Below are 25,207 nucleotides of genomic sequence, written 5' to 3'. Positions count from 1 at the left end.
GTCGGGTCCTACAGCACGTAGGCGTTGGCTTCGATGAGTACGTCGGCTACCGTCCGCCGCAGGTGCTTCACATTCTGGGGCGGGTACTTGGTGAAGCGGCGGATGCCCATGGTGAAGGTGCGCAGCAGGTCGCCCTCCACGAAGCTGGCCACGGCGTCGGTGGCGTTCTTGGCCATGCGGGCAGTGGCGTCGTGGAGGTAGGTACGCAGGATGGCGTCGTAGACTTCAAGCGGGTGGCGGCCCCCTCCGGTTTCCCGCAGTTGCTGCACCCGCAGCAGGGTACTTTCGGCCTGCAGCAGGTCGCCGAGCATGTCGGCTACGTTCATCAGCACCTCCTGCTCGCTTTTCAGGTTGATCTTGCCGTCCATCTGCTGTTTGGCGGCGGCACCGGCCACCATCAGGATCAGCTTCTTGAAGTCGGCCACGGCCTTGATCTCCTCTCCGTACTCCCCTTCGGGTCGGTCGAGTCCCGGCATGCCGGCCAGCTCCTTCTGTACGTTCCAGGCGGGCCCCACGATATCAAGGGCACCCTTCATGGCGCGGCGCAGGAGCATATCCACGCTCAGCAGGCGGTTGATCTCGTTGGTGCCCTCGTAGATGCGGTTGATGCGACTGTCGCGGTACATCCGGGGCGCCAGGGTCTCCTCGCTGTAGCCCATGCCGCCGTGGATCTGTACCACCTCGTCCACCACGTAGTCCAGGGTCTCCGAGCCCAGGAACTTCAGCAGGGCACACTCGATGGCGTATTCCTCGGCGCTCAGCAGCTTGGCCTGGGCGTAGGTCTTGCCCGCTTCCATCAGCTGGTGGTTCATGTCCTGGATCTGCTGGCTGACGCGGTAGAGCGCGCTCTCCCCGACGAAGATGCGGATGGCCGATTCGCCGATCTTGTACTTGATGGCTCCGAAGTTCGCAATAGGCTGCTTGAATTGTATCCGCTCGTTGGCGTAGCGGATGCCCACCTCCAGGGAGCGCTTGGCACCGCCCACGCTGAGGGCGTGCAGCTTGAAACGGCCCACGTTCAGCACGTTGAAGGCGATGAGGTGGCCCTTGCCGATTTCTCCTAGGCTGTTGGTGGCGGGTACCCGCACGTTCTCGAAGAACACCTGCCGGGTCGAGCTGCCCTTGATGCCCAGCTTGTCCTCCTCGGCCCCCAGGGTCAGTCCCTCCAGATTGCGGGGAACGATGAAGCCGGTAAACTCGTTGCCGTTCACCTGGGCGAAGACGATGAACACGTCAGCGAAGCCGGCATTCGAGATCCACATCTTCTGTCCGTTGAGCACGTAGTGGTCGCCGTCCAGGATAGCGGAAGTCTTGGCCCCCATGGCGTCCGATCCCGAGCCGGGCTCGGTCAGGCAGTAGGCGGCCTTCAGCTCACCGCTGATGAGGCGGGGCAGGTACTCCTCCTTCTGGGCATCGGTGCCGAAGTACAGGATCGGCAGCATGCCGATCCCGGTGTGGGCGGCGTAGGAGACGGTGAAGGATCCCGAGCTGCCGCCCATGACCTCACAGATCAACGTGTTGGTGTTGGTGTCCATTTCCAGACCGCCGTAGGTCTCCGGCATGTGGCTGCCGAGCAGTCCGAGATCCGCCATCTTATCCAGCAGCCGGGGGGCAATGTTGTCCTCCTGCTTCTCGATCTTGTCGAGGTTGGGCTTGATCTCCTGGTCGATGAAATCCTGCACCATCCGCTGTACCATCAGCTGCTCCTCGTTGAAGGCTTCGGGGATGAAAGTGGTACGGTAATCGGCGTCGGCGATGAGAAACTCACCTCCTTTCAGGACATGCTTTTCGGTCAGTGTAGCGGCCATGGCGGTTCGGGTTATTGCTGTTTTAGCGAAAATTCGCTGTGAAGTTACACGCTGCACGCTGGGCATTCAAGCCGGCGGACGACTTTTTAGCGAAAATTCGCTAATTGATAAGGTAGCCCTGCTCTCGCTGCTCACTCCTCCGGGTCAGACCAGTAAAAGATCACGTTAGGGTAGGACCGCATGACGCTTTGGCCGCCCGCTTCCCCGGTAACGCTGAGGGTGGAGGCCAGCCCGTCCGCCAGGAGGCCAGTGGGCGCAATGACCGTTACCGAGCGGGGATCGGTCACGCCCAGGCCGGTGCGGGGGTCCACCAGGTGACTGTACCGCCGGCCGTCCTTTTCCAGGTAGCGGTAGCGGGAACCCGAGGTAGCTACCGCCACCCGGCTGGTATCGAGGGAGCCGGTTGGGGTGGCGATCCGCCAGCCGGCGGTTCCCGGGGGGGGCTCACCCAGCAGCAGGTCGCCGCCGCCGTCGATGAGGTAACTATGCAGGCCGGCTCGCCGCAGTAGGGCGGCTGCCGCGTCCAGGGCGTACCCCTTGGCCACTCCGCCGAGGTCGAGCTCCAGGTCGTCGCGGGCCAGCCATACCCGCCCGGCGCGGCGCAGCCGCACGTCCTTCCATTGCACCCGCGACCGCGCCGCCGCCACCGTGGAATCCGCGGGGAACACCCCCTGCCGGAGGGCCCGCCGCCAGATCTTCGTCAGGGGTCCCACCGTAGGGTCGAAGGCACCGCCACTGCGCCGGGCCAGCTGCCGGCTGAACGTGAGCACCCGGTACAGGTCATCTGATACGGGGTGCCACCGCCGGGGCGCCTGGCGCACCAGCCGATTGATCTCGCTGTCGGCACGGTAGTCGCTCATCGATTGCTCGATCTCCTCAATGCGGGCGTAGGCGAGCTCGATACTGTTGCGGGCCGCCGCGGTATCGGAGGTCACCACGGTGATCGACCACGGCGTGCCCATGGCGGCGCGGGACACGGTAAGCCGGTGCTGGGCCGCCAGGGAAAGCGGCAGCAGGCAGAGGAGCAACGACAGGCAGTAAGGCATAGGAAAGTGCGGGGGCACGGGGCAGTTCCGCCGCGCCCCCGCTCCGTTATTTCACCTTGGTCTCACCCGGTACCGGTACGGGGTAGTAGCCGCTGGGCAGGGGCAGGATGGGGGGTGGGGCGTCGAAGGCGTAGGTGGCCGGCGAGAGGTCGAGGTCGGAGTTCATGGCCTCGTCCCAGGTGATGACCTGGCCGGAGTAGGTGGCCATGCGGCCCATGATGGCCGTCAGGGTGCTCTTGGCGGCGTTCTCGGCGTCGGCGTATTTGTATTCTCTGTCGGCGACGGCCTTGAACAGCAGGTCGTGTTCCCGCTGGTAGGGGTTGGGGTCGCGGCGGTCGTTGTGGTCGAGCAATGCGTAGCCCGACTTGGTCAGCAGCTTACCCGGGGCGGGGGCCGACCCGTTGGTGCCCTGGAACTCCTCGGTCACCTTGGTGCTGGCGCCGTTCCAGTGGCGGCACTGGCTGATCATGCGGCTGCCGTCGGCGTAGGTGTACTCCACGGCGTGGTGGTCGAAGATCTCACCGTGCTCCTTGCCGTTGCGCATGTGGCGGCCGCCGTAGCCGGAGGCTTCTTTTGGATAATCCTGCTTCACCCAGTTGCCCACGTCGAGGTTGTGGATGTGCTGTTCGTTGATGTGGTCGCCGCAGAGCCAGTTGAAGTAGTACCAGTTGCGCATTTGGTATTCCATTTCGGTCTGCCCGGCCTGGCGGGGCCGTACCCACACGCCGCCGCTGTTCCAGTAGACGTAGCTGGTGGTGATGTCGCCGATGGCGCCGTTCTGCATCATGTCGACCCAGCCCTGGGTGTACTTGTCCTGGTAGTGGCGCTGCAGGCCGACCACCACGTTGAGCTTCTTGCGCTTGGCTTCCTCGGCGGCCTTGAGTACGCGGCGCACGCCGGGGGCGTCTACGGCCACCGGCTTCTCCATGAAGATCTGCTTGTCGGCCTTCACCGCTTCCTCGAAGTGCATGGGGCGGAAACCCGGCGGGGTGGCGATCACCACCACGTCGACCAAGGGGATGACCTTCTTGTAGCCGTCGAAGCCCACGAATTTGTGCTCCTCTGGCACGTTGAGTCTGGCGGCGTCCAGCTCGTTCTCGGCCAGCTGCCCCTTGATGCCGTCGTAGGCCTGGTCGAGGCGGTCGCGGAAGGCATCGGCCATGGCCACCAGTTGTACGTTCTGCTCGGTGGACAGCGCCTGGGTAGCGGCGCCGGTACCGCGGCCTCCGCAGCCGATCAGGCCGACGCGGATCACGTCGCTGCCGGTGATGTGGGCCCGGGCCGAGAGCTCGGGGACAATGGCCAGGCCGGCGGCGGCCAGGGCGGTGGTTTTCTGTAGGAAGGATCGTCTGTCAAGTGGCATAATCGAGCGTTGGGCGGTGGGTGGGGAACGGCTTGCGGCCCCGGCCCGACCGAATGGGGAAATTAACGGGTAAAAGATAGTAAGGATCGGCGGTACAATCGAGTGTAACGGCCAAAAATGCGGTGGCGTCAGTCTATGATGGCCTCGGCGAAAAAGGCGCGGACTTCCTCCTCGCTGGGTTGTTGGGCGGGGGACACCAGCCGGAAACCGAGGAAGGGGCTGTCGACGTTCCACCACCGGCTCTTGGGGATCTGGGGGTCGCGGGCCTGCCAGCGGGGGCTCGACTTCTCCCGCACGCGGCAGCCGGCCGCGGCGGTTTCGGTATCGAAGGAGCCGCCCCTCACGGTGCGCGAGTGCTTGCCGTCGGGGCGCATCCAGGGGTCGGGTTCGCCGTTGAGGCGGTCGGAGTAGTCGTCGTAGTATTCGTCCAGCGTCCACTCACTCACGTTGCCGATCATGTCGTACAGCCCCCAGGGGTTGGGTTGCTTCAGGCCGGTGGGGTGGTAGGTCTCTTCGCCGTTCTCGTAGAGCCAGGCCAGGTCCTGGAGGTCGGCGGGGTCGGGTTCCTGGCCGGCTACGCAAGCGTACTCCCATTCCGCCTCGGTAGGCAGTCGGAAGAAGCGGCCGGTCTTTTCGTACAGCCATTCGCAGTACCGCAGGGCGGCCTGCTGGGTGGTGTTTACCTGGGGGTAGCCGCCCCGGGTCCCCATGCCGTAGGTGAGGTCGAGGTAGGGCGGGGAGGGGCGGGTGACGGCGTCGACGTCCCAGCCGGCGGCGGCGGCCTCCGGACTGTCGTTTTCCCTTACCTGGAAGAGGCGGTAGGCGTCGTGGGTCACCTCGTGGCTGCTGATCGCGAAGGGGGACAGGGTTACCGGTGTTTCCGCTTCCCCGAAGGAGTAGGTGCCCCCCGGCAGATTGACCATGGTGAAACTGATGTCGCTGCCGGGCAGGTGTACGGTATCGGTGGTCTGGGCGGCGAGCGCGGGTGCCGCAAAAAGCAGGAGAAGCCAGGGCCGGAAAAGTCGCATCATCGGGTGGGGTAGTGGAATAATTGTTATTCCGCCAAATATAATCAAGGTTCTTTGCTCGCCGCGGGAAAGGTAATTCCGTGTTTATCCACCAATGGCCGAACTACTGCGGGGGTGAAAACCTTAAAAAAAGGAGTGATTAATGAAAATCCGCTACCGCATTGTGCTTCTTTTTACCTATTTTATAGGAACGGTCCCGGATTGCTTAAAGCCCTAGATATGAAACTACTGTATACCATTTTCTTCGTTCTCTTTACCCTGCTGCTCATCAGCGGGGCGTATATCCACGTACAGACCGCCGGATCCCAGTTCTGGGCCGATATTTTGCTGGGGGGAGGGCTGTTGACGCTGTTTGGCCTCTTCGCTACCGTGCTGCTCGCCGGCGGCGGGAAGGTGGGGGAGATATGATCCCCCGGTGGCGGACGGCTTTAACCAATTGCTAACCCCTTCCTTAACCTATTCTTTGCGCCAGGCGGCGGGCCAACGCCGTTTGAGGGTACAAATGATACCCACCATGAAAGCTCAATTGTTGGCCCTTTTCGCCCTCCTCGGGAGTGGATTGCTCACTGCCCAGGCCCAGTGGGGCTTCCGCGCCGGCGCCGGACAATCGGAAGTACGCTCCGGAGATATATTCGACCCCGTCACCGACCGGCTGGACGCCATTGGCACTACCTCCTTCGGGGCCTTCGCCGAGATTCCCGTTACTCCCTTTATTTCTCTCCGTCCGGGCCTGGAATACGGCAGCCGCGGCAGCAGTCTCGGACTCACCGAAAAGGTAGAGGTATACGGTGTGGAACTCCCGATCGGGGCCCGGGTCAAGACCCGCATCAGCTACCTTGACGCCCCCCTGCTGGTCCAGCTCACTCTCCCCACCGAGAGCGCCGTACAGCCCTACGCCCTGCTGGGGCCCAGATTCGGTTACGCCACCAGCGCGAAGTTGACCACGGCGGCCCGCGCCGTCATTGAAATGAACCTTTACTCCACAGACCTCGATCTTGAGTCCATCGGTTACGAGCGGTTCCATGTCGGCCTGATCGGTGGCCTCGGGGCCAAGGCCCGCGTTGGCGAATCGGTGGGCCTCTTCGTGGAGGCGCGCTACGAGCACGGCCTGAGCCAGCCCTACGACGTTCCCGTGATCCGGGACAAGGTCGGCTTCCGCGGCTGGAACCTCGGGGCCGGGGTGACCTTCGCCCTCTCGCCCGCCGGGCGGTAGGGATGGCCGGTCGTCACCGCCGCGTAATGTTGCCGGGGTTCGCCTTTCCCAGCGAACCCCCGGCGCCCGCCGCGCCTTTGTAGTGCCGGACCCGGTGGTTGCCGGTCCTTACTGTTTCTATGCGCTATTCTCTCTTTTTCGGTTCACTTGTTCTGCTCCTCCTTACCCTGGCTTGCGAGCCTGCCGCGGAAACGACTGAAAGCTCCCGCCACTGGCTTTTCGTCCGCAGCGGTCCGGGGCTCGGGGTGCTCGACCACGGCGACGTGCTCACCCCACAGGGGGAAGACCTCAGGGTCCGCAACGTCATGACCGGCCGGGATACCCTGGTCCGCCTGGCATCGGCGGGCCATAACGTAAGGTTGTCCGCCGGTGGTGAGCTCACCCTGGACGCCGACAGCGGTTCCCGCCTGCTGCCCCTGCAGCCGGCCGCAACACCGCTGGATACTTCCTTCCTCACCCGGCAGCCTTTTAATTACCACTTCCGAGGGCAGGACTACTGGGCGAGTTTTGAGCCGGCCTATACCGGTTTTCCCGAATTCACCCGCCCGGGGTCCCGCGACTTCGTCAACCGCATGGTCGACTGGGCCGCCACCGCCCCTGGCCTGGAATACTCCGAATACCGCCTCGTGGAAGGCTACGGTCAGCCCATCCTGCTGATTTCGGAACGGCAGCGCGGCCGCTACGTGAATACCCTGGGCATCCTGGTGGATACGGTGGCCGCCGATGTCTTCGGCGGTCGGGTATTCCACAGTTCGGATCCCGATTATGCGCAGGAGCTCCTGTTCCACGCCCTTCCCGTGCCGCCGGCTCCCTACTCGGCGGAGTCATTCGTGGACAAGGTCAACCAGGGGTATTCCCGCTCCTACCTGCTGGTCGATCCGGCCCGCGAGCGGCCCGTCGGGGAAGACAAGCGGTTGCCCCGCAAGAGCCTGATCGATCCGGGAGACCTGGGCCGCATCAGCGCCAGCTTCCTGGAAGACGGCAGCGTGATGTTCCTGTCCGACGACCACATCGTGTTGCAGGGCAGCTACGTACTCGACCTCGACAAGGGGATGCTCACCGTCACCGATCCCGACGGGGCTTCCTTCCGCGTCTTCGTGGATACCGACAACGGCATCCGCTTCACCCTGCCGGTTTCCGTAGTGGAGCTGGAGGGCGGCCAACTGGTGGGGCAGGACAACTACTTGCGCATCGAGGTCGTGGAGTAAGGGTTGGCGTAGACGGACCCGGTAGGACCGGGATACCCGCAAATACCGAGGTACGTATATTCGGCGGATACATACCGCTCGATCATGACCACTAACCGGCGCACCTTCCTCCGCCAGTCCGCCGTCGCCGCCGCGGGCCTCACCTTCATTCCCTCCTACCTCAGCGCCGGCATCGGCGGCGACCGCAGCAGCAACGACCTGGCCGTGGGCCTGATCGGCTGTGGCCGACAGGGGCTGGGACTGGCGCGCAACTTGGCCGCAGTGGCCGGAACCCGACTGGTGGCCGCCTGCGACGTTCACCCCGCCAAGCTGAAGCACTTCCTGGAGCAGGCCCGGGAACGCACCGAGAGCAACGGGAGTGGTAGTGCCACCCCGGTAGCGTCCTACGCCGATTACCGCGCCCTGCTGGAACACGAGGGCCTGGACGCGGTGATCGTCGCCACCCCGGATCACCAGCACGCCACCATTTGCGTGGCCGCCCTGGATCGCGGCCTCCACGTCTACTGCGAAAAGCCCCTGGCGCACACCGTCGAGGAGGGGCGCTCCATGGTGGAAGCCACCCGACGCAACGGCAAGGTGCTGCAAACGGGCAGCATGCAGCGCTCCATGTTCAACTTTCAGAAGGCGGTCGAGGTCATCCAGGCCGGCCACCTGGGAGAAGTGAAGGAAATCCTGGTCAGCGTAGGCCCACCCCCCATTCCCTTCGACCTGGAAGGCCACCCGCTGCCCGCCGGAGTCGATTGGAGCAGCTGGATCGGGCCCACCGTCGACCGCCCCTACCACCCGGACCTGCTGCCGCCCATCGACGCCGACTACTGGGGTCGCTGGCGCAACTACGCCGAATTCGGGGGCGGCATGGTCACCGACTGGGGTGCCCACATGTTCGACATCGTGCAGTGGGCGCTGGACAAGGACGATACCGGTCCGATCGCCTTCTACCCACCCCTGGAAGAGAACCCTCAGCAGGGACTTACCATGTTCTACGCCGACGGTACGCGGGTGGAACACCGGGACTTCGGCCGCGGCAACGCCGTCCGATTCATCGGCAGCGAGGGCAGCCTGGACGTGGCCCGGGGCTTCATCGACAGTACCGTGCCGGGGCTGCTGTCCTACGCCGACATGCGCCACCGCGCCCCCGTCCACGCCCTGGTGAGCCACCTTACGAACTTTGTCGAGTGCGTACGAACCGGCGCAGTACCCATCTGTCCCGCCGAGACCGGCCACCGCACCGCCAGCGTGTGTACCCTGACCAACATCGCCTACCGCCTGGGGCGGCCCCTGGAGTGGAACCCCGACACGGAACGGGTACAGGGAGACGCCCGCGCCAACCGGCTGCTGGGCGACGCCTACCGGGATTCCCTGGCCTAAGCCGTAGTGAAGCCTACCTACCGGTGGCTGGCGTGGATAGCCCTCCTGGGATTCATCCTGGCGGACCTGGCCCATTCCGGTCTGCAATACTACCATCAGCCCCTCGACGGCGACGTGGCCTGGAACCTGGTCCCGGCCAGGGAGGTCGAGCCCATCCTGAACGACCCCTTCGGAATACAGACCTGGCGGGACGGCCGCAGCTATCCCAACCCGAATCGTTTTTTCTGTCACTGGACGTACCGCACCTATTTCCTCGGTGCTCCCCGGCTGCTGCAGGCGGTGGTCGATCCGGTCACCAGCGTGTACCTGGCCGGCGCTTTGGCCAGGCTGGCCGTACACCTGGCCCTGCTGCTGCTCCTGGCGCGCACCGTGCTGGGCCACTGGCGATTCGGCAGCCTGTCTTTCATGGCGGTGTTGGCACTGCTTACGCCGTTCTTTCAGGCGAATGGTTACCGGCATGACCTGGGGATCATTGACCCATCGGTCACCTACACCTTCTTCTACGCCCTGCCGTCGGCCGCGCTCCTGCTGTTCCTGCTGCCCTTCTTCGATCTGTTCTTTCACCGGAAACCGCCGAAAACGGGGTGGCACCGTACCCTCGCCTGGGCCGGGCTGGCGGTATTCGTCTGCCTGAGCGGCCCCCTTAATCCCGCGGTCATTCTGGTCATCACCGCAACAGCCGGACCGCTTTGGTTTATCCGTATCCTGCGGCGGGAATGGCGACCCGTGCCGCAGGCGTATTACCTCTGGTGGGGCTGGGCGACGGCGCTGGCGCTGTATTCCCTCTACGTGGGCAGTTTTAACAGCCTGACGATCGCGAACGAACTCCCCCTGACCGAGCTCTACGCCCGCTGGCCCCGTGGGGTCTTTCTGCAGTTCACCCGCAAACTTGCCTGGCCAGTTCTCTTCTTTTCCCTGGGGATTATCTATGTCCTGCTCGGGCGTGGTGGCGACGGCGCCCGCCGGACGCGGCAGCTGTTTCCGTGGGTCGGCTTGTTCTGCCTGCTTTACCTCCTCCTGCTGCCCCTCGGGGGGTACCGGAGCTACCGGGAATTCATCCTCCGCTATGATACGATTCTGCCGGTCACCCTGGCGGCGATACTCGTTTACGCGGCCGGTATTCACCGGTTACTGGCAGATGGCAAGGACTCCCGGCGGTGGTGGCTGCTGGGCCTGCCTTTGGGGGTGGGACTAATCTTTACCCTCGCCGACCGGCCAGATTTCCAGTTGCAGCGCTGCGAGGAAGCCGCACTGCGTACCCTGGCCGCCTCCACCCGGGATACGGTAGCTCTGCCGGCCGACTGTCCGGTGCTGAGTTGGGAGACGTTTACCGATCCGGCCTGGTCCGAACAGAACGCGCGCCTGTTGCGGGCCTGGGGCATCGTCGATCGCCCCCTGCTGTACCACCACTCCCGCTAGGGTGGGGCGCGGACGCGGGCGCCGGGCTGGAAATCAAATTCCGGGAAGGGAATGTATCCTCATTGGGCTGCCGAGTACTACCTTGGATCAGTAAAGCGATCCTTCACATGCACCTGAGTAAATCCCTGGCCCGCCACCTGCGGGGTGCCTTCGACGGCGACAACTGGACGGCCGTCGGTTTCCACGACAAGCTGGCCGACGTAAACTGGAAGCAGGCGACCACCCGCCTGGGCGACCACAACACCATCGCGGCCATAGTCTACCACGTCGGATATTACTTCATGGGAATCACCTCCGTGCTGCGCGGTGGGCCCCTGGAGATCCGCGACAAGTACAGTTTCGACCACCCCCCCATCACCGACGAGGACGACTGGCAGAAGCTGCTGGAGGACACCTACGCCCACGTGGTCACCTTCACCAACCTGGTGGAAGCCATGCCCGACGAGCGGCTGACGGAGGTCTTCGTGGACGAGAAGTACGGCACCTACTTCCGCAACCTTACGGGCGTGCTGGAGCATTCCTTCTACCACCTCGGGCAGATCTCCCTGCTCAAGAAGCTCATCCACCAGCACGAGGCGGCCTGACCCTTGTTCCCCGGTAGCGCCAACGGCGGGTCCTGAAATCCGGGCCGGATCGATTATATTGGCTGAAGCAAAATGCTTCGATCATGCCCAACCACTACCTGAATAGCCTGCTATTCCCATGCCTTTTCCTATCCCTATTTTCCCTCTCCCTGCCCCTGGCCGCCCAGTGCCCTAACCTGGTTTGGGCGGATGAATTTTCCGGCAACAGTCTCGACCAAACCAAATGGAACTACCAGATCGGTGACGGCTGCGACCTCGGAATCTGCGGATGGGGCAACAACGAACTGCAATCCTACCAGCAGGATAACGTCGTCGTCAGCAACGGGAAGCTGCAGATCACGGCGCGCAAACAGCGGGTACGCGGCAGCCAGTACACCTCGGGGCGGATCAACACCAAAGGGAAGGCCGATTTCGCCTATGGCCGGTTTGAAGCCTCGATCAAGCTCCCCTACGGGGACGGACTCTGGCCCGCCTTCTGGATGTTGCCTACGGATGAAGTGTACGGTGGGTGGCCCCAGAGCGGGGAAATCGACATCATGGAATTCGTGGCTTCCAATCCCGGTCAGACCCTGGGGTATATTCATTACGGAGATCCCTACCCGAACAACCAGTCACAGGGTACCACCTACCGCCTGGGGAACGGCAACTTCCCGGATGCCTACCACGAGTTTGCCCTGGAATGGGAGCCGGGCGAGATCCGCTGGTTCGTCGATGGCGTGCTGTTCTCCCGCAAGACGGCGGCGGACGTTGCCCCCTACCAGTGGCCGTTTGACCAGGATTTCCATTTCCTGCTTAACGTAGCCGTAGGCGGGAACCTCGGTGGACCGGTCAACAACGGTATGCTCCCCGCTACGATGGAGGTAGATTACGTGAGGGTATACGACGGATTCCGGGCCTACCTTACCGGTGACCGCATCGTAGGGCATCAGGCCACGGGCGTCGTCTACCGGTTACAGAACCTTGCGGCGGGCACCAACGTCACCTGGTCGGTGCCGGCTGGAGCTACCATTGTCGGGGGGCAGGGCAGTGCCGAAATCACCGTGGATTTCGGGGGCAACAGCGGTATGGTAAGCGCCGCCTACAACGACGGTTGTCAGACCCGCGAAACCGGCATGTACGTGGAGGTGGAAGCTGCCTACAGCCGCGATTTCTCCTTTGAGAACTTCGACGAGCCGGCCACCGCAGTCTTTGCCAGCAGTACGGGAGTACTTACCGAGGTGAACAATCCCGCTCCGGATGCCACCAACGGGAGCGCCCTTGCCGGTAAGTACGACCGCAACGCCGCTGAACAGTATGACGTACTGGTATACAATGTGAGCAACATCCCCGACGCCTCCGCCTACGTGGACAAGAGCAGAAAATTCTATCTCGACCTCTATACTACCGCACCGGCAGGTACGGAGATCATCCTGCAACTGGAAACCCCTTCCGCAACACCGACCAACTTCCCCACGGGGCGGCACAGCCGGTACGTCGCTACCGTAACGGAAAATGGTAACTGGCACCGCCTGGCCTTCCAGCCCCTCGACCGGCCGGATGCGAGCGCTCCGGATGCCGACGTATCCAAGATGATCTTGCTGTTCGCCTCCAATTCCTTTACCGGCGACACCTATTTCTTTGACAACCTGGACAGCTATGCTACCGGCGGCGGTGGCGGCGGGGAACCGGGGGTAGCCACCGCGGTCCACGTCAGCGGACTGGCTACCGGTACGACCGGTGCCGGAAAGGGCAGCAAGGCCGGAACGGCCACCGTAACCATCAGCGACGATCTCGGGCAGCCGGTTGCCGGAGCAGTCGTCCAGGGGACTTTCAGCGGCTCCTTCAACGAGACGGCTTCCGGCACCACGGACGCCGCCGGAACCGTCGTCCTAACCACCCAGGCCACCACCAAGGGGGGAGCGACGGTCGGATTTTGCGTAGATCAGGTCTCGGCCTCCCTTCCCTATAATCCGGCCGCCAATGCAGTAACCTGTACCTCGGGTTCCGCCCTGAAATCGCCCGACCGCACCGGAGCGGCCACCGACCTGCAAACCGGGCTCAATGTGTTTCCCAATCCGGCCCGCGACATAGTTACTGTCTCTCTGGCCGGAGCCGGGGAGATGGAACACATCCGGGTATTCGACGCTGCCGGCCGGGTGGTGATCGACCGTCACGTGACGACCGCTACGGTCCGGCTTCCCGTGAGTGACCTGCCAGGGGGGACCTACCGTGTGCGCGCCATGGCCCGTGATGGCCGGACTTACGTAACACCTTTTGTGAAATAACGGGACCAACTGGCCGTTGCCCGCAGCGAGGATTTGCCGGAATGGACTATCCGTAAATGACATCCCCTCATGGAACGATTTCGCAACCGGGGGATAGAGTACTTTACCGCCATGACCAAGCCAGGAATCGCAGGGTCTCGTGAAAGGATAGCCCGAAGGGTGCTGGTCTTGCTGAGCCTAATGGTGGGGGGGACTTTCGGGCTACCCGCCCAAACGCCGGTTGAATGTGAACCAGAGTTCCTGGAGAAGGAGTATCGTCCCCGGCCTACCGACCTCATCCTTTCCCGCGCCGACTACCAAAACCGCCTCTACGGATTCTGGCTGGGGCAGTGCATCGCCAACTGGACGGGTCTGGTGACGGAAATGGACAAGGTCGGGAACGTAGGGGAGGTCCGCACGGGTGCTTTCTACACTCGTGCGGACTGGGGGCAACCCGACCAGCCGAGTATCTGGGCGGAGGGGGTGCCGAGTGATTTATCACCGACCATCGATTTCGTATTCCGGGGGGAGGATGAAGTGTGGGGCGCCGACGACGATACCGACATCGAGTATATGTACCAGCGACTGCTGGCCCGCCACGACACCAGCTTCCTGACGCCCGCCATGATCCGGGAGGGCTGGCTGCGCCACATCCGCCACGAAGAGGAAAACTACCTTTGGGTGTCCAATCAGCGGGCCCTGGACCTGATGCTCGAGGGAATGCTGCCTCCCGCCACCGGTAATCCGGCGAACAACGAGCACTACGCCATGATTGACGCCCAGCTCACTACCGAGATATTTGGCTTCTTCGCGCCCGGCCGGCCGGCGCTGGCCCGCCGCATGGCCTACCTGCCCATCCGCACCGTGGCCCGGGGCAACGCCGCCCACATCTCCGAGTTCTACGTGACGATGTACAGCCTGGCCGCGGCGCTGCCGTCCTCCATTCCCGTACGGGAGCGCGTACAGGCGGTAGCAACCGCCGCCCGGACCATCCTGCCCGATACCTCCTACGCAGCCCGGATGTACGACTTTGTCCGGGAACAGTACACCTCCGGTGTTCCGTGGGAAGCGGCCCGCGATTCCATCTACGAACGCTATCAGGTGCGGCAGGAGGACGGGTACGAAATCACCTCCCAAAACCTCTACTGCAACGGCTGCTTCGCGGCGGGCATCAACTTCGCGGCCAGCCTGGTGAGCCTCTTCTACGGAGAAGGAGACCTGAAGGAAACGATCAAGATCGGCACCTTGGCTGGCTGGGACTCCGACAACCCCACCGCCACCTGGGGTGGCCTGCTCGGCTTCATGCTGGGGCGGAACGGGGTGGAGGAGGCCTTCGGCCGCCGCTTCAGCGACCGCTTCAACATCCACCGGACGCGGCAGAATTTCGAGGGAGACGGCATCGATACCTTCGACCGGATGGCCGCGGAGGGCGTGCGGATCATCGACCGGGTGGTGGTGGAGGAGATGGGGGGCGGAGTAGATTGTGAAGAAGGGCGGTGGTACATCCCCCGGCCAGAATAGGGGGAGCGCAGTCGGCTACCCCTCCCGCAGACTGCGACCGGTCTGTCCGTTCCGGTCCACGTGCAGTACGTCAAAGCCCCGCTGCTGCCCGCAGTCCTCGATGGCGTCGATGAATTCGGAGGAGCGATCGAGGTCGGATACCGAGATTTTCACCTTGTCGCGGCGGGTGTAGATGGTCATGACGAGGCGGGTGCCGCCAAAGGCATTGAAAACCTCCTGCACCACCACCCGGTCGACGTCGGTGAGGTAGATCCAGCGGCTGGCCCCAAAGAGGTGGCGCACTTCCAGGTGGTTGTCCAGCAGGCGGATGCCGGAATTAAGGGTGTGGCCATAATGGATGAGAAAGCCGATGGCCGTCAGCGAAAGCAGGGTCTTGAGCAGGATCAGCGGGTCGTTGGGCTCATTATGGAAGAGCGTAAGGACGATTACCACGATGGCGGCCACCACCAACACCTGCCCCGTTCGGGCGCCTCGCAGATAGGTGTAGGTGTTTTTTCCGGCTGCCATGCCTCCCAATATACGTCCCCTGCACGACAAATCCTAGCCCGCTAATGCAGCTCCAGGCGGTCGATCAGCAGCTGAAAGGCCTGGTCGCGGCCATCGGCAATGAGGAAGGATATCTCGGCGATGCGGCTGCCGTCGAAATTCGGCAGTGACAGACGATCCCCCCGGCGCACGGGGTACATCTCCGCCAGGGGCACCTCCACGGTTTGCCATTCCCCACTGGTGGGGAAGGGGTGAACGTAGGAAAAGTCCTGCTCGATGTTCGGCTTGACCCGGAACTGGTAGTTGCTGCCGTCGCCCCGCAGGTGGAGGAGGACGCGTTGGTAGGCCAGGGTTTCTACCGGGGGATTGAAACGGTGGCGCACGGAGGAGAACCCGCCGCCGTCGCGCAGGGACACCTCCCCGTAAAACCGCCCCCGCTTTTCCTCGGTGATGGCGAAGTGGCCGTCGGAATGCCCCCCCATCACGATATCGTCCACTACCCGCCAGCGGGCGGCCACGGAATATTCGTTGAAGGCGTACAGGATGGCGGGAGGGTTCATGCGCGGGGCAGGTTAGTAGTCATAAAAGTAAGCGGTAGGCGGGATGTTTGCGCGCCCGCATCCGCATTGTTGCCCCCGGCAGTGCGGAAGGGCATGACCGGCGGAAAACCGGTCCGATTCCTTAGCTTGGAACCCAAGCCCCGCCCGCCCATGACCACCCGCCCCGGAGAAGAACTGCCCACCGACCGCCTGCTGCCCTACCTGCGGGAGCAGTTGCCCGGCCTCGACGAACCGCTGCAGGTAACCCAGTTTCTGGGCGGCCACGCCAACCTTACCTACGAGCTCAAGTTCGGCGACCGGGAGCTCGTACTGCGCCGACCCCCCTTCGGCACCATCGCGCCCGGGGCCCATGATATGCGACGGGAGTACCACGTCCTTTCACGGCTTCACCCTCACTTTGCACCCGCGCCCCGCGCCCTCCTGCTCTGTACGGACCATGATATCCTGGGGGCCGACTTCGTGGTAATGGAGCGCCGCCACGGCACCGTAATCCGCTACCGGCTGCCGGAGGAGTTTGCCGGTCTGCCAACCGTAGAGGAGCGACTCACCGTGGCGCTTATTCGCGTAACGGCCGACCTCCACCGGGTAGACGCCGGGCGGGCGAAGCTGACCGACCTGGGGCAACCGGAAGGATTCGCGGAACGGCAACTGCGGGGGTGGACGAAGCGGTGGCAACTGGCCAAAACGGAGGAGAACCCCGCGATGGAAACCCTGAGCCGGGCACTGCCCCGGGCCATCCCCACCCCCCAGGCGGTGTCCATCGTGCACGGCGACCTGAAGTTCGACAACTGCCAGTTTCAACCCGGGGAGCCCGACCGCGTGACCTCGGTCTTCGACTGGGACATGGCCACCCTGGGGGATCCGCTGATCGACCTGGCAGGTACCCTGAGCTTCTGGCCGGATCCCGCACTCGACCCCGCCGAAATGCCACTGCCACTACTGGAGGGCGACTGGCCCACCAAAGATTTTCTGAAGCAGCAGTACGCCAGCTTCACCGGTTTTGACCTGGAGCGGATGCCCTGGTACGAGGCCTTCGCCTGCTTCAAAACCGCCGTCATCGCCCAGCAACTTTACCACCGCTACTTGCAGGGCAGTACCCGCGATGCGCGCATGGAGAAGTTCGGACTGGCCGCCAAGGCTTTCGCCCGTTTGGGGGTGGCCAAGCTGGGGCAAGCGGGGTGACAACTCTGGCGGCAACCGCCAAACAATACACCCGCCACCCGCCCTACACTCGCGCACGGTATATTTCCGGAACCCATTTCCGCAGCAGGCCGATGGAAGTCGGCACCATCCGCCACCCATGCACTTTGACTACTCCGATACCACCCTCGACAACATCCGTCACCTGGAAGCCTTCATGCGGGAGCACATCTACCCCCTGGAAGGCGACTACCGCCGCTTCACCGCCGACCACCCCTGGCAGGTGTATCCGCGGATGGAGGAGCTAAAGGAGAAGGCGCGGGCCGCCGGGCTATGGAACCTGTTCCTGCCCCTCGACTACGGCGACCTCAGTCCGGGGCTCACCAACCTGGAATACGCCCCCCTGGCCGAGATTATGGGCCGGGTGCCGTGGGCCAGCGAGGTGTTCAACTGCAGTGCCCCGGACAGCGGCAACATGGAGGTGCTGGCCAAATACGGCACCCCGGAGCAACAGCGCGACTGGTTGCTGCTCCTGCTGGCTGGACAAATCCGCTCCGCTTTCCTGATGACGGAACCCGCGGTGGCCTCCTCGGACGCCACCAACATCGAAACCCGCATCGAGCGCGATGGCGACGACTACGTCATCAACGGCAGAAAATGGTGGAGCACGGGGGCCATGCACCCCGATTGCCGGGTGTACGTGGTGATGGGCAAGACCGACCCAACGGCGGACCGCCACCGACAGCAGAGCATGATCCTGGTGCCGGCGGATGCGCCCGGGGTGGAGGTGGTACGTCCCCTCACCGCCTTCGGTACCTACGACAGTCCCCACGGCCACGCCGAGATTCAGTTTACCAATGTGCGGGTACCGGCGTCCAACCTGCTGCTGGGCGAGGGCCGTGGCTTCGAGATCGCCCAGGGGAGACTGGGGCCGGGCCGCATTCACCACTGCATGCGGCTCATCGGCGTAGCCCAGCGGTCACTGGAACTGATGTGCGGGCGGGTGGGGGAGCGGACCGTCTTCGGCCGGGAACTGGCGAAATTCAGCAGCGTACGTCAGGAAGTGGCCCGGAGCCGCTGCGAGATCGAGCAGGCGCGCTTGCTCACCCTGAGTGCCGCCGACCGCATCGATCGCCACGGCATCAAGGGCGCGAAGGACCTGGTGGCCATGATCAAGATCGTGTGCCCCCAGATGGCCTGCACCGTGGTCGACCGGGCCATCCAGCTCCACGGGGGGCTGGGGGTGTCGTCCGACCTGCCCCTGGCCGAATTCTACGCCTACGCCCGCAGCATCCGCCTGGCCGACGGGCCGGATGAGGTGCACCTGTACCAGCTGGGGCGGAATACGATTGCTGGATATCAAATAACGCCACCTACTCAAACACCACCCGCTCCCCGCCCATGATCCACCCCTCCATCCGCTCGCGGTAGAAGGCGTGCACCTGCGGCCGCTTGACCTTCAGGGTGGGGGTGAGGCGGTCGTTCTCGATGCTGAAGGGCTCTTTTGCGATCACCACCGTGGCCACTTTCTTGTAGCTGGGCAGCTTGGCGTTCACCTCGGCGAGTTGGGCCTCGAGTTGGGCCTTCACGGCCTCGCGGTCCCTTTCCTGTCCGATTTCGGAGAGGGACACCACCAGCATGGGTTGGGGCATGCCGAGGCCCAGGATACAGAGCTGGTCGACGTCGGTGTTGCCGGCAAACTTCTCCTCGATCTCGTTCGGGACGATGAACTTAGCCTTGGAGGTCTTGAAGGTGTCCTTCACCCGGCCGATGAGGTAGAGAAAGCCGTCCTCGTCCTCCCGGCCCTGGTCGCCGGTGTGCAGCCAGCCGTCGGCGTCGATGGTCTCGGCGGTCTTTTCCGCTTCCTTGTAGTAGCCCACCATGGTATAGGGCGAGCGGGTGAGCACCTCGCCGCTCTCCGGGTCGATGCGGCATTCGGTGCCGGGCAGGGTCTGCCCCACGGAGCCGGGCTTGTTCTGGTGGGCGAAGATCATGTGGCTCACCGCGCCGTTTTCGGTCATGGCGTAGGCTTCGGAAATGGGGATGCCGATGCGGGCGAACCAGTCTTTGGTGGCCTGGGCGATCGGGGCCGCGCCGGTGACGTTGCAGCGCGACTGGTCCAGTCCCAGCCCCTTGCGGATCTTGCGTTTGATGAACCAGGATACCACCGGAACCTTCAGCAGGGTATCCAGCTTTTCCTGGGGAAGTTTTTTCAGTACGCCCTGCTGCAGCTTGGTCCAGATGCGCGGCACGGCAAAGAAGAAGGTGGGCCGCGCGTGCTGAAGGTTGGCGGCGAAGCGGTCGATGCTCTCGGTAAAGAAGATCTCCCCCCCGTGGGTGAGGCACATGGTCTCGATGGTGCCGCGCTCCGCTACGTGGTTCAGCGGCAGGAAGCTGAAGTAGCGGTTGTTGCCCTGGTAGTCGTTCTCCAGCGGATTTTTCGGGTAGAGCTCCCGCATCAGCGCGATCTGGTTTTCGATGCTCAGCATCACCCCCTTGGGCGTTCCGGTGGTGCCGGAGGTGAAGATCAGGGTCCAAAGTCCGCTGCGGTCCGGTACGGGCTGTCCGGGAATGGGCTGGTAGTCGCGGAGGATTTCGTCCCAGTCGGTACCGCGGTCGACGACGTCATTGCCGGGGTAGTGGGGGAAGCGGACCACGGGCATTTCGTCGGGGATGCCCGTTTTCATGGAATTCCACACCTCGGTTTTGCCTACGAAGAGCAGGTCCACGTCGCCCAGCTCCAGCACTTCGGCGATTTGCTCTCCCGTGAGGGTGGCGAAGAAGGGGACGCTCACGTGGCCGGCCATCATGATGGCCAGGTCGGCGATGATCCATTCCCGGCAGTTCTTGCTCACCAGCCCGATGTGGCTGCCCGGTTTCAGCCCCTGGTCGTTGAGGAAGGCGGCTACCCGGCGGGCCATCTGCCCGACCTCCCCCCAGGTATAGGTTTCCCACCGCTCCCCGAAGGGCTGGTGCAGGAATGGTTTTTCAGGGTGGGCCACTTCCTTTGCGTAGAAGGATTCCAGGGTGGTGCGGTCGTACATAGGCGTCGGTCGGTTAAATCGGGCGTAAGGTAGGAATTGGGGCGGCGGCGCGCGGGTGCCGGGCGACAGGCACAAAAAGGCCCCCGTGCATCGCATCGGGGGCCAGTTACTCAGTTATACGGAAGGGGAGGGGTAGGAGTTTATTCCTCAGTTGCCGCCGGTACATTCCCGGCGCAGTTCCTGCAGGGCATCCCGGTCGGCCACCTCTACCGTATCCCCGCTTTCCTTCACGACCACCTCGATGGGGTAGTTGAGGTAGGCGCGGGTGTCGTCGCCGCGGCGGCGGAATACCCGACAGAGGTCACGGGCGTTTTCTACGTCGATCACCTCATCGTTCACGGTTACGGAGACGGGGAAGACCAGTTGGAAGCAGGCGCGGAAGGCCTGCACCCGCTCGCGCCAGCCGTAGCGGCCGAATTCGGCGCCGCAGCTGCGGCGGGCCTGGCGGAAATCCCGGAAGTTCTGGATCTCGATCACCTGACCGTCGATGGTGGTCATCTCAAAGGGGTACACGAAGCTGACCGCCCGGCGGCGGGGCTCTACGCGGCGCACGAAATCACGCAGCTGCTGCTGGTCCTCCACGGTGACGATGCTGTTGTTGGGCAGCTCAAAACTCACGGGGAAGACAAAGCGCAGGCAGGGCTCGGGCCGCTGGTCGGGGGGCGTCTGGGTGGTGTCTTCGTCGGGGGGCAGGGTGGACAGGACTTCGACGGATAGTTCTTCCTGCTGGGCGACGAGGTCGGGGGAGAGGGCGTCGTTCAGGGCCTCTTCGTCACAGGCGGTGAGGCACAGCAGCAGGATTAGGGCGGGGGCGCAGCGGCGGAGCAAGTGGGAAAAGTGCATAGGTACTCTGGTTTTGTTTCGCGGGGCACATACCCCGCAGAGGATGATGAACTGGGACGGCGGCTGAACCACCGGCTTTCGGCACTATAATCCGCAGCCCTCCGTTTACCCTACCTCCCCAACGCAGATTTTTTCCTATTACTTTGTCAGCATGGCAGAATCCGTCGCCGGCGTCTGTGCCGAAGCCGTCTATGAAGGACTCTTCACCCGCCTGTCGCCGGCCCTGTACCGTTTCCTCTACTACCGCTGCGGCGATCCCGCCCTGGCGGCCGACCTGGTGCAGGAAGCCTTCCTGCGCCTGTGGGAGAACTGCGCACGGGTGATGCCTGATAAGGCCAGGGCCTACGTCTACCAGGTGGGGCAGAACGCTTTCTTGAAGACCAAGGCCCGCGGCCGGGTAAGGGAGAAGTACCGCCTCCGGGTGGCCCCCCGGGAAGCGACCACCGAAGATCCGCAGTTCACGCTGGAGGAGGCCGAGTTTGCCGAGCGGCTCAGCCAGGCGCTGACGGCTTTACCCAGCGCCTCCCGGGAGGTTTTCCTGCTGAACCGGGTTGACGGACTCAAGTACCGGGAAATTGCCGAACTGCTCGGCATCTCCCAGAAAGCCGTGGAAAAGCGCATGCACCGGGCGCTGGTCGAGCTGCGGCGGCTGCACGGAGAGATATGAATCAGGAGCAACACCCGTATTTTATTCCCCGAACAGGTAGGGTATACCTTCACCAAGGGATTATAACCCTCGAAACCGTCTGAATAGACCATGGAAGAACCCTTTAGCGACGATACCCTCCTGGCCCGCTGGCTGGCCGGTGAGCTTTCGCCCGCGGAGGAGCAAGAGCTGCGGGCGCGGCCAGATTTCGCGGAGTACGAACGCCTGGCGCGCGCCGCCACCCGGCTGTCGGCCCCGGAGTACGACATAGTCAAAGAACTGGAGCGGCTGCGGCAGCGCAGGCAAACCGTCCGGAAACCTTCCCGGCCCCGCCGCTGGCTACCGTACGTGGCCGCCGCCGTAGCCGTGTTGCTGGCCGCCACCATCTTCCTCTGGCCCGCGCCGGAGCAGACGATACTGGCCGCCGCCGGCGATGGACCCCGCAGTCTGCAACTCGAAGACGGTACCCTCATCCGCCTGAACGCGGGCAGCCGCCTCACCTACCGGAACACCGACGCCCTGCGGCTCGCCCGGCTGGAAGGGGAAGCCTTTTTTGCCGTCGCCGGAAACGGCCAACCCTTCGTCGTGGAAACGGAACTCGGTGAGGTGAGGGTGCTCGGTACCCGCTTCAACGTCGACAGCCGGGGCGAACGGCTGTCCGTCACCTGCACCGAAGGACGGGTGGGCGTGACGCCTGCCCTGGGCGACACCACCTACCTGCTCACGGCGGGGGCGGCGGTGGAGCTGCAGGCGGGTCGCACCCCCGGGGTGGTCGCCGCCGATACGCTGCTGGCTACGGACTGGCTCACGGGGCGTTCGATCTTCCGCAGCCGCCCTCTGGCGGAGGTGAAAGCGGAACTGGAGCGGCAGTACAACCTCCAGATCACCCTGGACCCCGGCATCGACTCCACCCAATTGCTGACGACTTCCTTCCCCAACCAGGGGCCATCCACCGCCGCCCTGGAAGTGGTCTTCGGGGCGCTGCCCGACGTCAGTTTCCGGCAGTCGGGCCGCCGGGTAAGCGTAACCACAAGCCGCTGATCCATGCGGTACGCCCTCTGGTCCCTTCTCGTCCTCCTCCTCGGCACCACCCCGCTAAGGGCCCAGCAAAGGGCGGAACTGAGCATCACCGCCAACTGGAGCGACGAACCCCTGCCCCGGGTGCTCGCCGAGCTGGAACGGGACTACGGAATTCCGTTCAGCTATCTAGACGCGACGGTAGCGGGCAAGGTGGTGAACTGCCAACTGGTGGAGGCCGGGTGGGACGAGCTGGCACACTGCCTGTTCACCCTCCACGGGGTACAGGCCCGTCGGACGGCCGGGGGAGCGGTCAACCTGGTACCGGATCCCTACCACCGCTTCTGTCTGCGGGTGACGGACCTCCAGGGAGAGGCCCTGCCCTTTGTTACCCTTTCCGACCCGGCGGGCGGATGGGTAACCTACAGCGACGGAGATGGTTTCTACGCCGGCCACGTCCGGGCCGACAGCCTGAGGGTGGAGTTTCTCGGCTACGCCCCGGTGAGCGTCGGCCCGGCGGGACCGGAATGCCAGGAAGTAAAACTGCAACCCGCCGGTATCGAACTGGCGCAGGTCACGGTGCGCGATTACCTGTCGCCGGGGGTAAGCACTACCGTGGATGGCCGCCAGGTGGTTATCCAGCCCGCAAGCACCCCGCCGCTTCCCGGCTTCACGGAGGGGGAGCTGTACCGCTGGATCTCCCTGCTGCCCGGCGTCTCCAACCGCGGAGAATCCGCCGGCGACCTGAGCATCCGCGGCGGGGCCAGGGACCAGAACCTGATCCTCTGGGACGGCATCCCCGTATACGCGCCGGGACACTACTTCGGGATGATCTCCCACTTCGAGCCGGGACTGGTGGAGGAGGTCCGGCTGCAGCGCGGCCACGCCACCGCGGGCTACGGCGGCCGGCTTTCGGGGGTTGTGGAGATGGAGACCGATGCAGCGCCCGCCCCGGGGCTGGTGGGGGGAGCCGCGGCTAACCTGTTGTACGGCAGTGCTTACCTGAAAACGCCCCTGGCGGCCGGCCGCTCGGACCTCCAGCTGGCGGCCCGCCGCTCCCTCCACGGCTGGCTCGGCGGGCCGACCTACCAAAGCTACCGCGAGCAGGTCTTTCAGCGGCAGGCGGACGACACCCGACTGCGCGGCTTCCGCCGGCCGGTTACCAACGAGGAAACGGCCGGCTTCGGGGAGTTCAACGGCCGCTACCTGCAGCGGATCAATCCGGCGACCACCCTGACCGCCAGCGCCTACCGCCAGCACAACGACTACCGCTATGCCGAGGAGGGCGGCTACGCGGTGACCTACCTGACGGATGCACTGGAATCGCGCAACCATGGCCTGGGCCTGTCCCTCCACCACCGCCGTCCTTCCACGGGCAGTGAGTGGCGGTGGGAGCTTACCCGTAGCCGCTTCACCAACGCGGGACACTACCGTTTCCGGGAATTCCGGGTGGGTTCGGAGGACAGCCTCTCCACCCACATTGCCGAAACTTCCCTGCGGGGGGAGTACGCTACGGACCTTGCCGGCGGGCGGTTGACGGTGGGTACCCAGGCACAGCACCTGGACAACGGCTACCGCATCAGCCGCAGCAACCGCCTGCTGGCCATCTCCCGCGAAGACGAGCGGACGGCCCGGACCACCATCCTGTCGCCCTACGCCGAATACCGCCGCTCGCTGGGGCGCTCCGCCGAAGTCCGGCTGGGGCTACGGGTGCCGTACTACGGGCCGACCGGGCGGGGGTACGCCGAGCCGCGCCTCAGCGGATACTACCGGCTGGGCCCGAACTGGCAGGCGCGGGTGGCCTACGGCACCAACCACCAGTACGTGGCGGAAGTGGCCGAGCTCAACGCCTACCGCATCAGCACCCGCGCTACCTTGTGGACCCTGGCGGACGACCAGCGGGTACCGCTGTCCACGGGGCGGGAAAGCAGCCTGGGGCTTACGGGTCGCCACCACGGCTGGTCGTTCGACGTGGAGGCCTACCACAAGCGGGCGGAGGGGCTGCCGAGCATCAATCAGTTGCCCACGGTGGCCGGCCCCCTGATCCAGCGGCTGGCCAGCCGCAGCAGTGGGCTGGACCTGCTGCTCGAGCGCCGCTGGTACCACTACGCCGCCTGGGGCCGGTACTCGCTGAGCCGGACCGACTGGCGGCTCGACCGGAAGGGGTCCGCTTTCTTCTCCGCCAACAACGACCAGCGTCACCAGCTCCAGCTCATGCTGAGCCGCTCCCTCGACCGCTGGGACCTCGCCGCCGGCTGGCAGTACCGCACGGGGCAGCGGTATACCGCCCTCTCTCTGATCCAGGAGCAGGACGGCAAACGACGGTTGGCCGCGGCGGACATCAACGCCGCCCGGCTGCCGGATTACCACCGCCTCGACCTCACCCTGCGCTACCGCTGTTTTGCCCCCGCCCGCCAGTCGGGCCTGCGCGCCACCCTGGAGCTGTCGCTGCTGAACGTCTACGGTAGGGAAAACCTACTGGAGCGGGGCTACCGGGCCCGCGAGGGGGCTTCCGACGGGGCCGACGGCGTGGTGCTGGAGGCGGCCGACCGCGTCGGGCTGGGCTTTACCCCTAATTTCGGCGCGCGCATCGTCTGGGATTAGTCGGGCGGCGGCGCGCCGGTGCCGGGGAACCAACTTGCGCCAAAAGGCTATCTTCCCCGCCGAGCC

General features: G+C 64.4%; 21 protein-coding genes. 13 read left to right on the top strand and 8 right to left on the bottom strand.

Annotated elements, in window-relative coordinates:
- Positions 1-8: 8 nt before the first annotated feature.
- The 4 genes from CGL56_RS03805 to CGL56_RS03790 form a co-directional block, all read right to left on the bottom strand.
- Positions 9-1,808, bottom strand: coding sequence for an acyl-CoA dehydrogenase family protein (locus CGL56_RS03805; RefSeq protein WP_099105154.1), 1,800 nt, complete (start codon positions 1,806-1,808; stop codon positions 9-11).
- Positions 1,809-1,939: 131 nt separating this feature from the next.
- Positions 1,940-2,854, bottom strand: a complete 915-nt coding sequence (locus tag CGL56_RS03800) for an FAD:protein FMN transferase (RefSeq protein WP_099105153.1) — start codon at positions 2,852-2,854, stop codon at positions 1,940-1,942.
- A 46-nt stretch (positions 2,855-2,900) separates the two neighbouring features.
- The gene (locus tag CGL56_RS03795) at positions 2,901-4,217 is read right to left on the bottom strand and encodes a Gfo/Idh/MocA family protein (RefSeq protein ID WP_099105152.1); all 1,317 of its coding nucleotides are present in this window, start codon (positions 4,215-4,217) and stop codon (positions 2,901-2,903) included.
- A 128-nt stretch (positions 4,218-4,345) separates the two neighbouring features.
- Positions 4,346-5,248, bottom strand: coding sequence for a formylglycine-generating enzyme family protein (locus CGL56_RS03790; RefSeq protein ID WP_099105151.1), 903 nt, complete (start codon positions 5,246-5,248; stop codon positions 4,346-4,348).
- Between the two features lie 216 nt (positions 5,249-5,464).
- Between CGL56_RS03790 and CGL56_RS03785 the strand changes: the two genes are divergently transcribed.
- The 8 genes from CGL56_RS03785 (at position 5,465) to CGL56_RS03745 (ending at position 14,801) form a co-directional block, all read left to right on the top strand.
- Positions 5,465-5,653, top strand: coding sequence for a hypothetical protein (locus tag CGL56_RS03785; RefSeq protein ID WP_143470594.1), 189 nt, complete (start codon positions 5,465-5,467; stop codon positions 5,651-5,653).
- Positions 5,654-5,759: 106 nt separating this feature from the next.
- Positions 5,760-6,458, top strand: coding sequence for a porin family protein (locus CGL56_RS03780; protein ID WP_167641496.1), 699 nt, complete (start codon positions 5,760-5,762; stop codon positions 6,456-6,458).
- Between the two features lie 119 nt (positions 6,459-6,577).
- On the top strand, positions 6,578-7,666 hold the full coding sequence (locus CGL56_RS03770) for a hypothetical protein (protein WP_143470592.1): 1,089 nt from the start codon (positions 6,578-6,580) through the stop codon (positions 7,664-7,666).
- Positions 7,667-7,750: 84 nt separating this feature from the next.
- Positions 7,751-9,034, top strand: a complete 1,284-nt coding sequence (locus CGL56_RS03765) for a Gfo/Idh/MocA family protein (protein ID WP_099105146.1) — start codon at positions 7,751-7,753, stop codon at positions 9,032-9,034.
- 6 nt (positions 9,035-9,040) lie between these two features.
- Positions 9,041-10,453: a hypothetical protein gene (locus tag CGL56_RS03760; protein WP_099105145.1), complete on the top strand. Its 1,413-nt coding sequence runs from the start codon at positions 9,041-9,043 to the stop codon at positions 10,451-10,453.
- Between the two features lie 107 nt (positions 10,454-10,560).
- Positions 10,561-11,037, top strand: coding sequence for a DinB family protein (locus CGL56_RS03755; protein ID WP_099105144.1), 477 nt, complete (start codon positions 10,561-10,563; stop codon positions 11,035-11,037).
- Positions 11,038-11,120: 83 nt separating this feature from the next.
- Positions 11,121-13,301 carry a family 16 glycosylhydrolase gene (locus tag CGL56_RS03750; protein ID WP_099105143.1) on the top strand — a complete coding sequence of 727 codons (2,181 nt, stop codon included), beginning with the start codon at positions 11,121-11,123 and terminating at the stop codon, positions 13,299-13,301.
- Positions 13,302-13,463: 162 nt separating this feature from the next.
- Entirely contained in the window at positions 13,464-14,801 is a 1,338-nt protein-coding gene (locus CGL56_RS03745; RefSeq protein WP_406603290.1) for an ADP-ribosylglycohydrolase family protein, read from the top strand.
- Positions 14,802-14,816: 15 nt separating this feature from the next.
- Here the strand turns inward: CGL56_RS03745 and CGL56_RS03740 are convergent, their stop codons facing one another.
- The gene (locus tag CGL56_RS03740; RefSeq protein ID WP_099105141.1) at positions 14,817-15,308 is read right to left on the bottom strand and encodes a hypothetical protein; all 492 of its coding nucleotides are present in this window, start codon (positions 15,306-15,308) and stop codon (positions 14,817-14,819) included.
- A 41-nt stretch (positions 15,309-15,349) separates the two neighbouring features.
- Positions 15,350-15,847 (bottom strand): CIA30 family protein, encoded by a 498-nt coding sequence (locus tag CGL56_RS03735; protein ID WP_099105140.1) that lies wholly within the window; start codon positions 15,845-15,847, stop codon positions 15,350-15,352.
- Between the two features lie 150 nt (positions 15,848-15,997).
- On the opposite strand from CGL56_RS03735, the gene CGL56_RS03730 reads away from it, so the two are divergent.
- Complete coding sequence (locus tag CGL56_RS03730) at positions 15,998-17,029, top strand: phosphotransferase family protein (protein ID WP_099105139.1); 1,032 nt, start codon at positions 15,998-16,000, stop codon at positions 17,027-17,029.
- A gap of 118 nt (positions 17,030-17,147) precedes the next feature.
- The gene (locus CGL56_RS03725) at positions 17,148-18,392 is read left to right on the top strand and encodes an acyl-CoA dehydrogenase family protein (protein WP_099105138.1); all 1,245 of its coding nucleotides are present in this window, start codon (positions 17,148-17,150) and stop codon (positions 18,390-18,392) included.
- On the opposite strand, the gene CGL56_RS03720 is transcribed toward CGL56_RS03725, so the two are convergent.
- Both CGL56_RS03720 and CGL56_RS03715 read right to left on the bottom strand, forming a co-directional pair.
- Entirely contained in the window at positions 18,361-20,031 is a 1,671-nt protein-coding gene (locus CGL56_RS03720) for an AMP-binding protein (RefSeq protein ID WP_099105137.1), read from the bottom strand. The genes CGL56_RS03725 and CGL56_RS03720 overlap by 32 nt on opposite strands.
- A gap of 147 nt (positions 20,032-20,178) precedes the next feature.
- Positions 20,179-20,874 carry a hypothetical protein gene (locus CGL56_RS03715; protein WP_099105136.1) on the bottom strand — a complete coding sequence of 232 codons (696 nt, stop codon included), beginning with the start codon at positions 20,872-20,874 and terminating at the stop codon, positions 20,179-20,181.
- Between the two features lie 151 nt (positions 20,875-21,025).
- Between CGL56_RS03715 and CGL56_RS03710 the strand changes: the two genes are divergently transcribed.
- From CGL56_RS03710 to CGL56_RS03700, 3 genes are all read left to right on the top strand, one after another.
- A complete protein-coding gene (locus tag CGL56_RS03710) occupies positions 21,026-21,541 on the top strand; it encodes an RNA polymerase sigma factor (protein WP_099105135.1) in 516 nt (171 codons plus the stop codon).
- Between the two features lie 90 nt (positions 21,542-21,631).
- Positions 21,632-22,561, top strand: coding sequence for a FecR family protein (locus CGL56_RS03705; RefSeq protein ID WP_099105134.1), 930 nt, complete (start codon positions 21,632-21,634; stop codon positions 22,559-22,561).
- A gap of 3 nt (positions 22,562-22,564) precedes the next feature.
- Positions 22,565-25,141, top strand: coding sequence for a TonB-dependent receptor (locus CGL56_RS03700; RefSeq protein ID WP_099105133.1), 2,577 nt, complete (start codon positions 22,565-22,567; stop codon positions 25,139-25,141).
- The last annotated feature ends 66 nt before the right edge of the window (positions 25,142-25,207 follow it).

This window comes from Neolewinella marina, assembly GCF_002631205.1.
GTDB classification, from domain to species: domain Bacteria; phylum Bacteroidota; class Bacteroidia; order Chitinophagales; family Saprospiraceae; genus Neolewinella; species Neolewinella marina.
Note: the sequence above shows the minus strand (reverse complement) of the source record. Positions and strands in the feature narration are given on the sequence as shown.

Coding starts and splice junctions, on each gene's coding strand:
- CGL56_RS03725 (WP_099105138.1), top strand. CDS start 17,148: ATGCACTTTGACTACTCCGATACCACCCTCGACAACATCCGTCACCTG.
- CGL56_RS03805 (WP_099105154.1), bottom strand. CDS start 1,808: ATGGCCGCTACACTGACCGAAAAGCATGTCCTGAAAGGAGGTGAGTTT.
- CGL56_RS03770 (WP_143470592.1), top strand. CDS start 6,578: ATGCGCTATTCTCTCTTTTTCGGTTCACTTGTTCTGCTCCTCCTTACC.
- CGL56_RS03720 (WP_099105137.1), bottom strand. CDS start 20,031: ATGTACGACCGCACCACCCTGGAATCCTTCTACGCAAAGGAAGTGGCC.
- CGL56_RS03705 (WP_099105134.1), top strand. CDS start 21,632: ATGGAAGAACCCTTTAGCGACGATACCCTCCTGGCCCGCTGGCTGGCC.
- CGL56_RS03750 (WP_099105143.1), top strand. CDS start 11,121: ATGCCCAACCACTACCTGAATAGCCTGCTATTCCCATGCCTTTTCCTA.
- CGL56_RS03785 (WP_143470594.1), top strand. CDS start 5,465: ATGAAACTACTGTATACCATTTTCTTCGTTCTCTTTACCCTGCTGCTC.
- CGL56_RS03730 (WP_099105139.1), top strand. CDS start 15,998: ATGACCACCCGCCCCGGAGAAGAACTGCCCACCGACCGCCTGCTGCCC.
- CGL56_RS03740 (WP_099105141.1), bottom strand. CDS start 15,308: ATGGCAGCCGGAAAAAACACCTACACCTATCTGCGAGGCGCCCGAACG.
- CGL56_RS03800 (WP_099105153.1), bottom strand. CDS start 2,854: ATGCCTTACTGCCTGTCGTTGCTCCTCTGCCTGCTGCCGCTTTCCCTG.
- CGL56_RS03715 (WP_099105136.1), bottom strand. CDS start 20,874: ATGCACTTTTCCCACTTGCTCCGCCGCTGCGCCCCCGCCCTAATCCTG.
- CGL56_RS03795 (WP_099105152.1), bottom strand. CDS start 4,217: ATGCCACTTGACAGACGATCCTTCCTACAGAAAACCACCGCCCTGGCC.
- CGL56_RS03735 (WP_099105140.1), bottom strand. CDS start 15,847: ATGAACCCTCCCGCCATCCTGTACGCCTTCAACGAATATTCCGTGGCC.
- CGL56_RS03780 (WP_167641496.1), top strand. CDS start 5,760: ATGAAAGCTCAATTGTTGGCCCTTTTCGCCCTCCTCGGGAGTGGATTG.
- CGL56_RS03710 (WP_099105135.1), top strand. CDS start 21,026: ATGGCAGAATCCGTCGCCGGCGTCTGTGCCGAAGCCGTCTATGAAGGA.
- CGL56_RS03755 (WP_099105144.1), top strand. CDS start 10,561: ATGCACCTGAGTAAATCCCTGGCCCGCCACCTGCGGGGTGCCTTCGAC.
- CGL56_RS03765 (WP_099105146.1), top strand. CDS start 7,751: ATGACCACTAACCGGCGCACCTTCCTCCGCCAGTCCGCCGTCGCCGCC.
- CGL56_RS03790 (WP_099105151.1), bottom strand. CDS start 5,248: ATGATGCGACTTTTCCGGCCCTGGCTTCTCCTGCTTTTTGCGGCACCC.
- CGL56_RS03700 (WP_099105133.1), top strand. CDS start 22,565: ATGCGGTACGCCCTCTGGTCCCTTCTCGTCCTCCTCCTCGGCACCACC.